This window comes from Streptomyces sp. NPDC001348, assembly GCF_053597535.1.
In genome coordinates this window covers 26,425-39,176 of record NZ_JBSFIK010000034.1, presented here as the reverse complement: position 1 = coordinate 39,176, position 12,752 = coordinate 26,425, and the positions used below count along the sequence as shown (strand labels likewise).

The following is a 12,752-nucleotide window of genomic DNA, read 5'->3' as shown; positions in this document are numbered from 1 at the left end:
AAAGCAAGTCCCCGGTGGGGCACCCGGTACCTGTACACCGGGTGCCCCACCACCCCCCGCACTGAGGAGTCACCGTGGCCATATCGGTCTTCGACCTGTTCTCGATCGGCATCGGCCCGTCCAGCTCCCACACGGTCGGCCCGATGCGCGCGGCGCGCATGTTCGCCCGCCGTCTGCGCAACGAGGACCTGCTCGCGTCCGTCGCGTCGGTCCGGGCCGAGCTGTACGGCTCGCTCGGCGCCACCGGCCACGGGCACGGCACCCCGAAGGCGGTGCTGCTGGGCCTGGAGGGCGCCTCGCCGCGCACGGTGGACGTGGAGACGGCCGACGAGCGGGTCGAGGAGATCAAGCGGTCGGGCCGGCTGAACCTCCTCGGCGAGCACGAGATCGCGTTCACCTTCGACGACGACCTGGTCCTGCACCGCCGCAAGGCCCTCCCCTACCACGCCAACGGCATGACGCTGTGGGCCTACGACACGCAGGGCGCGGAAGTCCTGACGAAGACGTACTACTCGGTCGGCGGCGGTTTCGTCGTCGACGAGGAAGCGGTCGGGGCGGACCGCATCAAGCTCGACGACACGGTCCTGAAGTACCCCTTCCGCACCGGCGACGAGCTGCTCCGCCTGACCAGGGAGACCGGCCTGTCGATCTCCGCGCTGATGCTGGAGAACGAACGAGCCTGGCGCACCGACGAGGAGATCCGCGAGGGCCTGCTGGAGATCTGGCGGGTGATGCGGTCGTGCGTGGCGCGCGGTATGTCCCGCGAAGGCATACTGCCGGGCGGCCTGAGGGTAAGGCGCCGGGCCGCCGTCTCCGCCCGCCAGCTGCGCGCCGAGGGCGAGCCGCTGGCCCGCGCGATGGAGTGGATCACGCTCTACGCGATGGCCGTGAACGAGGAGAACGCGGCCGGGGGCCGCGTGGTCACCGCCCCGACGAACGGCGCGGCCGGCATCATCCCGGCCGTCCTGCACTACTACATGGACTTCGTCCCCGGCGCCGACGAGGAGGGCGTGGTCCGCTTCCTGCTCGCCGCCGGCGCCATCGGCATGCTCTTCAAGGAGAACGCCTCCATCTCCGGCGCCGAGGTCGGCTGCCAGGGCGAGGTCGGCTCCGCCTGCTCCATGGCGGCGGGCGCGCTGGCGGAGGTCCTCGGCGGCAGCCCGGAGCAGGTGGAGAACGCCGCCGAGATCGGCATGGAGCACAACCTCGGCCTGACCTGCGATCCGGTGGGCGGCCTGGTCCAGATCCCGTGCATCGAGCGCAACGGCATGGCCGCGGTCAAGGCGGTCACGGCCGCCCGCATGGCGATGCGCGGCGACGGCTCGCACAAGGTGTCCCTGGACAAGGTCATCAAGACGATGAAGGACACCGGGGCGGACATGTCCGTGAAGTACAAGGAGACCGCGCGGGGCGGGCTGGCGGTGAACATCATCGAGTGCTGAGGAAACGGGCCTGACAAGCGCGTTCGTGTCTTTCAGTGCTGTCAGGGCCTTCCCGGCTGCGGACTCATCCCGGGGGCAGCACTCGTCGGCCTCTCCCCTACGTTCACGACGGCGCGGGCACGTCAGGCCCTGCTCTCCCCCCGTAGATCTGCCGGCCGTGTGTACACGGGCCGCGCGCCGTCATGTGCGGCAATCCCAGAAGGCCACCGGTCCACCCGCACGAGGGGGCCGCAGCCGACGACATCTCAGCGGACCTCGGACATCCGGCCGACCGCGTTCGCAACCAACCAGCGGGCCTACCGGACAGCGGAAACGATATCGCCTGCAATGGCATACTGATATCATTTGCTGTACCGATCCTCCGAGGAGGCCACCATGGCAAGGACAGTGATCGACCTCGACGAGACCATGGTTGCCGAGGCCATGCGCATCTTCGGCACCAAGACAAAGGCCCAGGCCGTACGCCTCGCCATGGAGGACGCCGTCAAACGGCACCTGCGACAGGAGGGCTTCGACGCCATGGACGCCGGCGACTTCGACTTCAGCGAGATCATCGAGAGCACCGGCCCCCGCAACGCCGACGGAACCCTCAAGCGCGAAGGCGACCGAGCCGCCTGATGCAGGACCGCTACCTGATCGACAAGTCCGCTCTGGCGCGCTGGCCGAAACCCGGCGTCAGGGAGGTACTCAAGCCCCTCCACGAACGCCACCTACTCGCTGTCTGCGAAGCCACCGAGTACGAGATGATCCACTCGGCCCGCGACACCGCAGAGGCAACGCGAATCAGCACCTGGCTCCACGCCTTCGACTACCTGCGCAGTGACGACCGCACTTTCACTCGCGCCCTGGACGTCCAGCGCCACGCTCTCAACGCAGGCTTCCACCGGGCACTGTCACTCCCCGGCCTCCTCATCGCCGCCACAGCGGAGCTGAACCGGCTGACCGTACTGCACTACGACGGCGACTTCGACATGATCGCCTCCCTCACCGGCCAACCTGCCGAGTGGGTCGTGCCGCCAGGCACCGCCGACCGCTGAACGGTGCTGAGACCGCACTTGAGACCACCGACTCCTCCAGGGAGCGCGTCGGCATCGGCATCGGCGACTGCGTGAGGGCCGAAGGCCCAGACTCCAGGCCACCGCCCGCCGCACGGGTCCGGTCGCACGCCAAGGTTCCGCCGGGGCCCGCCTCCCGGGTCGGGTCGACCCGCGGGAGCAGCCCGGGCGGGCACGCGCCGGAGGTCAGCGGGTGCCGAACCGCAGCAGCAGTCGCGGGGCGCGCCGGACGGCCCACGCGCCGGTCAATCCGATCACGGCGCCTGCGGCGACGTCGGTGGGATAGTGGGCGCCCGACTGCACTCGTTCGACGGCGACCATGGCGGCCGGTACCGCGCACAGGGCGCCGACGGCCGGCCAGGAGGGGGCCACGGCGGCGGTGAAGGCGACGGCGGCCGCGGTGTGTCCGGAGGGGAAGGAGGAGGAATCGGGGCGGTCCTCGACCTCGTCGTGCGGGAACCAGTCCGCGGGCGGCCGGGGGCGGTCGGCCAGCTGCTTGCACAGGCCGTTCGCCACCAGCTGGGCGACGGCGAGGGCCGCCAGGCCGGTCGCCGCGGCCCGGCGGCCCCGCCGGCCGCCGAGCCATGTCATCGCGGTGGCGGCGCCGTACCAGAGCTTCGAGCTCTCGGCGACCTCCTCCACGGCTGACAGCACCTTGCCGAGCCCTGGCGGGATGCGGCACGCCGCCTGCCGCGTCAGGAGTCCATCGATCTCACTCAGACCTGTCAGCAAGCTCATGAGCTGCTGGTATCCCGGAGTGCCCGGCGACAATCAGCCCGTCGTGGCGGCGGGTCACGGCTCGTCCAGCCGCCGCAGGTCCTCCTCGTCCCACGTGCTGGTGTCGCGCGGCTCGGTGTACGGCTCCTTGTCCGGGGGCAGGCCGCCGGTGATCGCCCGCTGCCGCGCCGTCTCGGCATCGAACTCCAGTCCGAGCAGGATGGCGAGGTTGCTGATCCACAGCCAGACCAGGAAGACGATGACGCCGGCCATGGTGCCGTACGTCTTGTTGTACGAGCCGAAGTTCGCGACGTAGAAGGCGAACCCGGCGGAGGCGATCATCCAGATCAGCAGGGCGAGGAAGCTGCCCGGCGTGATCCACCGGAAGCCCTTCACCTTGGCGTTCGGGCTCGCCCAGTACAGGATCGCGATCATGATCGTGACCAGGAGCACCAGGACGGGCCACTTGGCGATCGACCACACCGTCAGCGCGGTGTCGCCGATCCCGAGGGCCTGGCCGGCCTGGCGGGCCAGCGCGCCCGTGAAGACCACGATCAGCGCACTGGCCACCGCGAGCACCATCAGCACCACCGTCAGCCCGACGCGCACCGGGAGGATCTTCCACGCCGGGCGCCCCTCGGGGATGTCGTAGACGTGGTTGGCCGCACGGATGAACGCCGCGACGTACCCGGACGCCGACCACACCGCCACCACGATGCCGACGACGGCCACGATCGAGCCGGTGCCGGCGTTGTTCTGGAGTTGCTCGACGGCCCGGGTGATGATGTCACGGGCCGAGCCGGGGGTCAGCTTCCTGAGGTTGGCCAGCACCGTGTCCGTGGCCGACTTCCCGGTGAGCCCGAGCAGTGAAACCAGCACCAGCAGCGCGGGGAAGAGCGACAGGACGCCGTAGTACGTCAGCGCCGCGGCGCGGTCGGTCAGCTCGTCGTCCTTGAATTCCCGCAGGCTCCCCTTGAGGATCGCCCCCCACGCCCGCTTCGGCAGTTTCTTCGGCGCGTCCGGTTCGCGCCGCTGGACCTCGGGGCCGGGCCCCGCCTTCTGGGGGGAGGGGGGCTCGGCACCGCCTTGGTCTTTTCGACCCGGAACATGCAGCTTCATGACCGCCGGGTACCCCCGGACACCCGCTCACGCCTGCTCCGGGTCCGGTTTGTCCGGGTCGGTGCAGTTGGCATGGTCGGCGTGGTCAGCCTGGTCGGCCGTGCACGGTCTCGTCGGCCGTCAGTCGTGGAGGGCGTCGCGGAGGGTGGGGTGGCAGTCGATGACCGCATCCAGGCCGACGAGCCGCATCGTGCGCAGCACGGACTCGGTCGGGGCGGCCAGACGCAGCCACCCCCCGGCCTCCTGGGCGGCCTGGTGGGCGGCGATCAACAGGTTGATGCCGCTGGAGTCCATGAACGTCACCCCGCTGAGGTCCACCACCAGCCGCGGGGCGGACTCGCCGTCGGGCAGCGTCAGCGCCCGGCGGAGCGGGTCGCCGGTGTCGTGGTCGATCTCCCCACGCACGGCGATGACGTCGGTGCCGTCGACCGACGTGCTGGTGATCGTCAGACGGTCCGGCCCTGCCGGTTGACGGTTGTTTCCCACACTTCCCTCAACAACGACGCTCGGTGAGTCCACGGCCGGCACTTCCGGTCGGAAGGCTCCCCCGGATCCTACGGGCGTTACACCTGGTTCGCCCTGCCGACCCGGAGTCTCCCGTTCCACCAAGGGCTACCGCATAGTAACCGCTTACCCCTACGCTGCCACCAACTCGGCGAAAGCAAAGGGGATTTCACGTGCGTACGGTCAGACGGCTGGCGGCGCTGCTCGGTGCCGCCGCGATGGTACTGGTGGGGCCCGGCAACGCCCATGCGGCGCCGGGGAAGTTCTCCGACACCACCGCGATCGGTACGCACAACGCGTACGACAAGTCCAAGTACACCTATTTCGCCCAGGCGCTGGACTCGGGCGCCTCGCTGCTCGAACTCGACGTCTACGCCGACAGCGTGAACCACCGCTGGCGGGTGAGCCACAGCAACCCGCTGGGCGACGACAACAACTGCGAGCACGCCAGCACCCCCGGCGACCTGTACAGCAAGGACCGCAACCAGGACCTCGGCAGCTGCCTCGACAACATCGCGGCCTGGAACCAGCTCCACCCCGACCACGCGCCGATCGTCTTCAAGGTCGAGATGAAGGCCGGCTTCAACAACGACGCCGGGCTCGGCCCCGACGAGTTCGACTCCCTGGTCGCGTCGAAGCTGGGCAGCAGCGTCTACAAGCCGTCCGACCTGCTGGGCTCGACCTACTCCACGCTGGACGCGGCGGCCAGGGCGAACGCCTGGCCGGCCCGGGACGCCCTCAGGGGCAAGTTCCTCTTCGAGCTGATCCCCGGCACGGTGGAGAAGGCCAACCCGTTCGACCACTACTGGACGGACCAAGAGTACGGCGACCACCTGCGCGACCTCTACGCGGCGGGGAACATCTCGGCGGCCCAGGCCTTCCCGGCGGTACTGGGCGCGGCCGGCGGCGACCCGCGCACCAGCCGCTACGACGCCTCCATCCGGCCCTGGTTCGTGTTCTTCGACGGCGACGCGGCGACGTATGTGAACAACGGCTGGGCGACGTCCTTCTACTCCGCGAACCACTACATCCTGATCATGACGGACGCCTACGGCGTGTCCCCGGCCATCTCCTCGACCGCCCCGACGGACGCCGAGGTCGCGGCCCGGCTGTCGCTGCTGGCCGCGGACCACGCCGCCATCATCACCTCGGACTGGTCGGCGAAGTCGGCCTCGGTGCTGGGATCGGTGACCGCCCGCGGCTGACGACCCCGGGACGGATTCCGCGATTCCACTTCGGCCACGGATCGCGCGTGCCAGTGTGGGGCATAAAGCAGTCAACTCCTGTCACCCCCACTGACACTCAGGGAGTCCCCCATGTTGCACGGAATCGACGTGAGCGCGTTCCAGTCCTCGTCGTACGACACGGACGGCCTCTCCTTCGCCTTCATCAAGGCGACGGAGGGCCGTTCGTACGTCAATCCCAGACTCTCCGCCCAGACGAAGACCGCCCGGGACGCCGGTCTGGTCGTCGGCTTCTACCACTTCCTGTGGCCCGGCGACCTCACCGCGCAGGCCGAGTACTTCGTCAGGCACGCCCCCGAGAAGGCGGGCGACATCCTCGCCGTCGACTGGGAGACGACCAGCGAGGGGACGCACGCGAGCAACGCCGAGAAGGACCGGTTCATACGGAAGCTGGCGCAACTGCGCCCGCACAACCGGGTCGTGCTGTACGCGAACCGGCACTTCTGGCTCGACATCGACACGACCTCGCAGGCCGGCGACGGCCTCTGGATCGCGGACTACGTTTCCGCCGGGCATCCGCGCATCAAGGCGAAGTGGCTGTTCCACCAGTACACCGACGAACCGCACGACAAGAACGTGGCGCACTTCCCGGACGAGGACGCGCTGCGGAAATGGACGAGGAAGACCTGACGGCGACCCCGGAGGGGTCCTATCCCCGGAAGTCCGCCGGGCGCTCCTCGGGCGCCTCCGCGAGGGCCTTCCGCACGGCGTCCTCGCCGGCCCTGAGCCCGTAGACCGGGGTGCCGGGCTGCTGGCGCCAGGAGTCGTCGAGGCCGCCCGCGTCGACCGTGTCGAACCCCAGTTCGTCGATCAGCGCCCGCACCTTCGCCTTGGCCGCCTCGTCGTCGCCGGCCACCGGCAGGGCCATGCGGTGGGGGTCGCCGGCCGGGAGCGGGCGGTCGAGGATGTCCTGGGCGTAGGTGCCGTTGAACGCCTTGACGACGGGGTGGCCGAGGTGGCGTTCGGTCCAGCGGCTCTCGGTGAGGCCGTCGTCCTCGATCTCCGCGATACGGCCGTCCCGCTGCTGCGGGTAGTAGTTGCCGGTGTCGATCACGGCGACGCCCTCGGCCGCCCCGTCCAGCAGGCCCTTCGGCAGATCCGGGACCGCCTTCAGGGGGACGGTGACGACCACGACCTCCGCGCCACGCGCCGCCTCCTCGGCCGGTACGGGGGTCGCGCCGGTCTCCTCGGCCAGTTCGGTGAGCGTGTGCGGGCCGCGGGAGTTGGCGACGGAGACGTCATGGCCGAGGGCGGTGAGCCGCCGGGTGAGGTTGCCGCCGATGTTGCCCGCGCCGATGATGCCGATCTTCATGACAGACCCTTCCGGGTTGATGCAGCGCATGCGCTTGTCGTGCCGGGTAACCCCGGGGTCGGGTGGGCTATTCCGCCGGTGCGGCAACCGGGTGACGGTCGTGAGACCCGATCGCGACCCGGGCATGAGGAAGGGGGGCGCCCGTCCGGGCGCCCCCCTTCTCGCGGCGTCACTTGTTCAGGTACGCCCAGAACTCGTCGAACGAGAGCACCTTGTCGCCGTTGAGGTCGCGGGTCCTGATGACGGCCTCGGCCACCGTGTCGGTGACGTTCCAGTCGCCGCCCTGGGCGAGGGCCGACTTGAACTCGGCGGCGGTGATGAAACCGTCACCGTCCGCATCGATCCGCTGGAACTGCTTGCGTGCTTCCTCGATGTCCGCCACCGATCCGCCCCTTTTGCGTCGCGTTTCTTCTGTCTTGCTGTCGTCCTGACGCAGGTCAGATTAACGGCCCGGCCAGGCCTTCAGTGCGGCGACCACCCAGGCGAACTCCTCCTGGTGGCTCGGGGGCTCCGTCTCACCCTTGATGGCGGCCGCCAACTCCCGGTAGCGGGCGACCTCGTTGCCCGGATCGATGCGCCGCAGGACGGCCGCCCGGCCGGTGTCCGCGCCCAGCAGCTCGGCCAGCACGGAGTCCGCCTCCGGGTGGCCGGGCGCCACGCCCCGCGCACGCGCGTCGCCGACCAGTTCGAAGAGCCGCTGGAAGAACCGCGCCGAGGAGCCGGCCGGGTCGTCGGGGCCGCGGTCGGCGGCGTTGTACTCGATCATCCTGCGCATCGCGGCCCGGAAGTCCGGGTTCTGCAGCAGTTCCGCCAGCTCCACCCAGGCGTCGACCTGCTCCGGGCGGGGATCGTCCGGCAGGCTCACGCCGATGCTCCGCGTCCGCTCCCGGATCCATGGGTCGGCCGTGTCCAGGTCGTGGAAGATCTCGTCCACGAACTCGTCCACGATCCGCTGCCGCTCGGCCGCCGACAGCCGCGCCAGTCTGTTCATCAGGGTCGTCTCCTCCGCACTCGCACCACGCCGCGCCACCGTGGACAGCACCGCCCGGGTCACCCGCAGCGACCGGATCTGCGCGTCGAGCGCCGCCACATGGGTGGCCGCCACCTCCGCGACCGTCGTCTCACCGGCCAGCACCTGACGCACCGGGGCCAGGCCGAGACCCAGCTCGCGCAGGGTGCGGATCAGTTCCAGCCGGGCGACGGACCCGGCGTCGTACAGCCGGTATCCGCCCGCGGAGCGGGCCACCGGGGGCAGGGCGCCCTCGTCGGACCAGTAGCGGATGGTCCGCACGGTCAGTCCGGTGGCCCGCGCCAGCTCGCCGATGGTGAGGAGGGGGGTGCCGTCTGCGCTCACACCGGCGAGTCTGGACCCTCCAGCGGGTGGAGACTCAAGGGGTGACCCGCCGGACGGGTGCCAGGGGGTGTTTCGAAAGTCCTGTGCGGTGCCCGCGGTGTCCGGTGCGTGCTCTCGGCGTGCCGGACGAAAGCCCTCGTACTGGACGTACTTGGGTTTTCGGCCGGTGCGGCGAGAGTGCGTGCCGGGCGCCGTGGGTGCTGTGCGGGACTTTCGAAACACCCCCTAGCGGAAGATGCCGGTGTGGCCGAGCGAGTAGCGGCCCGGCTGGGGGTAGACGGCCAGGCCGTGCGGGCCGCTGCCGACCGGGATGCGGGCCAGCTCTCTGCCGGTGCGGGTGTCGATGGCGTAGACCTCGGAGTCGTAGCGGCCGGACAGCCACAGGACCTTGCCGTCGGCGGAGACCCCGCCCATGTCGGGGCTGCCGCCGCCGGGCAGGTGCCATTTCGCGGTCAGCCGGTTCTGGGTGAAGTCGAAAATGGAGACGGTGCCCTCGCCCCGGTTGGAGATGTACATCTCGCGTGAGTCCCGGCTGACGTACAGCCCGTGGGCGCCGGCGCCGGTGGTGAGGAGCTCCGGTTCACCGAAGGTGTCGCCGTCCAGGATCCACACCCCGCCGGCCATCATGTCGGCGACGTAGAACCTCTTGCCGTCGGGCGAGACCTTGACGTCCTGCGGCATGGCGCCGTGCAGCGGCAGTTTCTGCTGGCCGATCACCTTCATCTTCTCGGTGTCGACCTTCAGCAGTTCGCCGCTGAACTCGCAGGAGACGATGAAGTACCGGCCGTCGAGGGAGAAGTCCGCGTGGTTGACGCCGGCGCAGCCGACGTGGACGGTCTTCGCCTTCTTCATGGTGTGGGCGTCGCGGAAGACCAGTTCACGGTCGAGGGAGGCCATCACGATGGCGTATCTGCCGTTCGGCGTGAAGTACAGGTTGTACGGGTCGTGGACGGCGACCGGCCGGCCCGCCTTCCCCGTCCTCGGGTCGATGGGGGTGAGGCTGTTGCCCCGGTCGTTGTTGACCCAGAGCGTCTTCAGGTCCCAGGAGGGCACCACGTGCTGGGGCTGGCGGCCCACCGGGATCGTCTCGATGACCTCGTACGTCTTCGGGTCGATCACGGTGACGGTGTCGGAGTTGGTGTTGGGCACGTAGACCCGGGACGGGAAGCCCTTCACCACCGGCGAGAGCCGGTTCGGGCGGTCGGCGGCGTACACGTCGGCCGGGTCGAGCACGGGCGGCATCCCGGGCAGCCCGTCGGCCCGCAGCCTGTTCGCGGGCGGTCGGACGGGCGCGTCGCTGCCGTACGCCTCGTCGTTGTGGTGCTGGGTTCCGCCGCCGCACGCGGACAGCAGCGTCAGGGCGGCGAGGGCACAGCCGGCGGCCAGGGCGCGGGCGGCGTGGGTGGGATGCATCAGCTCAGCAGCTCCGTGGTGGTGACCGCGCGCAGTCCACGGCGGCCGAGTTCTTGGAGTACGGCGGGCAGGGCGGCGACCGTGTCCGGATATCCGAAGTGCAGGCTCACCACGGATCCGGCGCGGACCCGGTCCAGGACCGTGCGGGTCACGGCGGGGGCGCCGGGCCGGGTGTAGTCGAGCGAGTCGACGTCGAACGACAGCACGTGCGGATAGCCGGCCTCCCTGGCCAGCCGGGTGACCAGTGAGGAGGCGGACCGGGCGCGGGAGGGGCGGAACCAGGTGCCGATGGAGCCGGTGAGCCGCCTGAGGCGGTCCGCGCACCCGGTGATCTCGGTGCGGGCGTCGGCCTCGGACATGGCGTTGATCGCGAGGTGGCGCTGGGTGTGGTTGCCGAGGTCGTGGCCGCCGTCCAGGATCCGGCGGGCCAGGTCGGGATGCTCGTCGAGCCAGCTGCCGACGGCGAGCACGGTGATCCGGGCCCCCTGCCGCTCGGCCTCGGTCAGCAGGCGGCGGGCGAGGGCGGGTTCGCCCTGGCCGTGGAAGGTGAGGGCGACGGCGGAGCGGGTGCGCGGGCCATGGGTGATCTGCACGGGGTGCTGCGGGAAGGCGCGTGGGAGCGGGGCCGCCCGTGCCGTGGCCGCCGGATGGCCGGAGGCGTCGGTCCGGGTGGCGGACGCGGCGGTGGCCGCAGGGCTCGTGGGGACGCCTGTCCCCGCGCAGCCGGCAGCGAGCGCGCCCCCGGCGGCGAGCCCGGCGCCCGCACGGAGCATCCCGCGTCGGTTGGTGGTGGTCACCCGCACCATTTAAGGGGCGGATGGTAAGAAAACCGGCGATTAACCCCAATAGGGGACGACCTGCGGGTCGCGCCGGACATCACACCGCGAGGCGGCGCAGGTCACCGGTCGGCGACCCTCATCTCGAACCACGTCGTCTTGCCGCGCGGCAGCAGGTCCACGCCCCAGCGGTCGGAGAGCTTGTCGACCAGGAACAGGCCCCGCCCGCTGATGTCCATCTCCTGAACCGGCATCAGACAGGGCAGGCCACGGGAGGGGTCGCGGACCTCGACGCGGAGCCAGCCGCGACGGCGGCGCATACGGAGACCGAAGACACGGGCGCCGGTGTGCCGTACGGCGTTGCCCACGAGTTCGGAGACGAGCAGGACGACGTCCTCCGTCGTCTTCGGGGTGAGTGCCCACTGGCGCAGAACGACGACCTGGGCGAGCCGGCGGGCGGTGGCCGCCGACTCCGGCCGGGACGGCAGCGGGACCTCGGCATCCGTCGGGTTGCCGAACAACTCCAGTGCCTTCAGCGCCCGTTCGTCCTCGACCGCGGGCGACCAGCGCGCCGCGGCCGCACGGCTGTGTCCCCGCGGCTGTTCCATGCCCTCCAGCCCCGCCATGCCCCCCATCATGGCCGTACGCGGCGCCCTCCGGGGCCGTTCCGGAGGAATACGCCCCCGGGCGCTACCGCCGCTCGAGATCCGTTCCGCATATGCCAAAGGCATGAAAAAAGCGTCCGTGGCCTTCCCGCCTGCGGCGATGCCCCCCTGCCGCACGACCACCGGACTCCCCCGCCGGGACGGGCCCTGGCTGCCGCGAAGTTCCCGTCGGCGGCCCGGGCGAGGGAGCCCGGATGAGACGTCGCGTCAATTGCAAGGGCTTTCGGTACGCCGGTTCACAGGAACTTGGCCTTGCCCGGTCCTTCCTCCACGAAGCTGCGCATGCCCCGCTCGCGGTCCTCGGTGGCGAACAGCCCCGCGAACCAGTTCCGTTCGACGGCGAGCCCGGTCTCGAGGTCGGTCTCCACGCCCGTGTCGATCGACTCCTTCGCCGCGCGCAGCGCGATCGCCGGGCCCTGCGCCAGCTTGGCGGCCCAGGCGTGTGCCTCGGCGTACACCTCCGCGGCCGGTACCACCCGGTCCACCAGGCCGATCGCCAGCGCCTCGTCGGCCTTCACCATGCGGCCGGTGAAGATGAGGTCCTTGGCCTTGGAGGGACCGACCAGCCGGGGCAGCCGCTGGGTGCCGCCCGCCCCCGGGATCAGGCCGAGCAGGATCTCGGGCTGGCCGAGCTTGGCGTTGTCGGCGGCGATGCGGTAGTCGGCGCACAGGGCCAGTTCGCAGCCGCCGCCCAGCGCGTATCCCGTGACGGCGGCGACGACCGGCTTGGGGATGCGGGCCACGGCGGTGAAGGAGTCCTGGAGGGCACGGGCGCGCAGGACCATCGCGGTGTGGTCCATCCCCTGCATCTCCTTGATGTCCGCACCGGCCGCGAACACCTTCTCGCCGCCGTAGACCACCACGGCGCGCACGTCGTCGCGGCGCGTGGCCTCCTCGGCGAGTTCCTTGAGCCGGTCCTGCGTGGCGACGTCCAGCGCGTTCATGGGCGGGCGGTCGAGGCGGAGAGTACCGACGCCCTCGGCGACTTCGAGATTCACGGTCATGCCCAGCAGGTTAACGGGGACTAACGGCGGCCGGTCGGTGCGGCCGCTCACACCGGCCGAGGGTCCGGGGGCCGTCCCCCGGGCAGACACAGCACGGGAACCAACGGCGGCCGGTCGGTGCGGCCGCTCACACCGGCCGGAGGTCCG

General features: G+C 70.7%; 15 protein-coding genes. 5 read left to right on the top strand and 10 right to left on the bottom strand.

Annotated features, from left to right (window positions below):
* The first annotated feature begins 74 nt into the window (after positions 1–74).
* The 3 genes from ACWC21_RS29585 to ACWC21_RS29575 all read left to right on the top strand — a co-directional run bounded on the left by ACWC21_RS29585 (position 75) and on the right by ACWC21_RS29575 (position 2,479).
* Positions 75–1,442, top strand: a complete 1,368-nt coding sequence (locus ACWC21_RS29585; RefSeq protein ID WP_450886139.1) for an L-serine ammonia-lyase — start codon at positions 75–77, stop codon at positions 1,440–1,442.
* A 375-nt stretch (positions 1,443–1,817) separates the two neighbouring features.
* Positions 1,818–2,060, top strand: a complete 243-nt coding sequence (locus ACWC21_RS29580; protein WP_093498964.1) for a type II toxin-antitoxin system VapB family antitoxin — start codon at positions 1,818–1,820, stop codon at positions 2,058–2,060.
* On the top strand, positions 2,060–2,479 hold the full coding sequence (locus tag ACWC21_RS29575; RefSeq protein ID WP_450886138.1) for a PIN domain-containing protein: 420 nt from the start codon (positions 2,060–2,062) through the stop codon (positions 2,477–2,479). The genes ACWC21_RS29580 and ACWC21_RS29575 overlap by 1 nt, the downstream gene beginning before the upstream one ends.
* A 204-nt stretch (positions 2,480–2,683) precedes the next feature.
* Here ACWC21_RS29575 and ACWC21_RS29570 read toward each other — a convergent pair whose 3' ends face one another.
* The 3 genes from ACWC21_RS29570 to ACWC21_RS29560 all read right to left on the bottom strand — a co-directional run bounded on the left by ACWC21_RS29570 (position 2,684) and on the right by ACWC21_RS29560 (position 4,819).
* A complete protein-coding gene (locus ACWC21_RS29570) occupies positions 2,684–3,235 on the bottom strand; it encodes a phosphatase PAP2 family protein (protein WP_450886136.1) in 552 nt (183 codons plus the stop codon).
* Between the two features lie 54 nt (positions 3,236–3,289).
* The gene (locus ACWC21_RS29565; protein WP_450886134.1) at positions 3,290–4,333 is read right to left on the bottom strand and encodes a YihY/virulence factor BrkB family protein; all 1,044 of its coding nucleotides are present in this window, start codon (positions 4,331–4,333) and stop codon (positions 3,290–3,292) included.
* A 120-nt stretch (positions 4,334–4,453) separates the two neighbouring features.
* Positions 4,454–4,819 (bottom strand): STAS domain-containing protein, encoded by a 366-nt coding sequence (locus ACWC21_RS29560; protein WP_450886132.1) that lies wholly within the window; start codon positions 4,817–4,819, stop codon positions 4,454–4,456.
* 191 nt (positions 4,820–5,010) lie between these two features.
* On the opposite strand from ACWC21_RS29560, the gene ACWC21_RS29555 reads away from it, so the two are divergent.
* Complete coding sequence (locus ACWC21_RS29555) at positions 5,011–6,042, top strand: phosphatidylinositol-specific phospholipase C domain-containing protein (RefSeq protein WP_450886130.1); 1,032 nt, start codon at positions 5,011–5,013, stop codon at positions 6,040–6,042.
* A gap of 111 nt (positions 6,043–6,153) precedes the next feature.
* Entirely contained in the window at positions 6,154–6,711 is a 558-nt protein-coding gene (locus ACWC21_RS29550; RefSeq protein ID WP_450886129.1) for a GH25 family lysozyme, read from the top strand.
* A 19-nt stretch (positions 6,712–6,730) separates the two neighbouring features.
* Here the strand turns inward: ACWC21_RS29550 and ACWC21_RS29545 are convergent, their stop codons facing one another.
* The 7 genes from ACWC21_RS29545 to ACWC21_RS29515 form a co-directional block, all read right to left on the bottom strand.
* Positions 6,731–7,393, bottom strand: coding sequence for an NADPH-dependent F420 reductase (locus ACWC21_RS29545; RefSeq protein WP_450886127.1), 663 nt, complete (start codon positions 7,391–7,393; stop codon positions 6,731–6,733).
* Between the two features lie 169 nt (positions 7,394–7,562).
* The gene (locus ACWC21_RS29540) at positions 7,563–7,775 is read right to left on the bottom strand and encodes an EF-hand domain-containing protein (RefSeq protein ID WP_355938530.1); all 213 of its coding nucleotides are present in this window, start codon (positions 7,773–7,775) and stop codon (positions 7,563–7,565) included.
* Positions 7,776–7,835: 60 nt separating this feature from the next.
* Positions 7,836–8,747: a helix-turn-helix domain-containing protein gene (locus ACWC21_RS29535; protein WP_450886125.1), complete on the bottom strand. Its 912-nt coding sequence runs from the start codon at positions 8,745–8,747 to the stop codon at positions 7,836–7,838.
* A gap of 225 nt (positions 8,748–8,972) precedes the next feature.
* Positions 8,973–10,160: a YncE family protein gene (locus ACWC21_RS29530; RefSeq protein WP_450886123.1), complete on the bottom strand. Its 1,188-nt coding sequence runs from the start codon at positions 10,158–10,160 to the stop codon at positions 8,973–8,975.
* Positions 10,160–10,966 carry a polysaccharide deacetylase family protein gene (locus ACWC21_RS29525; protein ID WP_450886122.1) on the bottom strand — a complete coding sequence of 269 codons (807 nt, stop codon included), beginning with the start codon at positions 10,964–10,966 and terminating at the stop codon, positions 10,160–10,162. The genes ACWC21_RS29530 and ACWC21_RS29525 overlap by 1 nt, the downstream gene beginning before the upstream one ends.
* Positions 10,967–11,058: 92 nt before the next feature.
* Complete coding sequence (locus tag ACWC21_RS29520; protein WP_450886120.1) at positions 11,059–11,562, bottom strand: ATP-binding protein; 504 nt, start codon at positions 11,560–11,562, stop codon at positions 11,059–11,061.
* A 275-nt stretch (positions 11,563–11,837) separates the two neighbouring features.
* Positions 11,838–12,605 carry an enoyl-CoA hydratase/isomerase family protein gene (locus ACWC21_RS29515; RefSeq protein ID WP_450886118.1) on the bottom strand — a complete coding sequence of 256 codons (768 nt, stop codon included), beginning with the start codon at positions 12,603–12,605 and terminating at the stop codon, positions 11,838–11,840.
* Between the last annotated feature and the right edge of the window lie 147 nt (positions 12,606–12,752).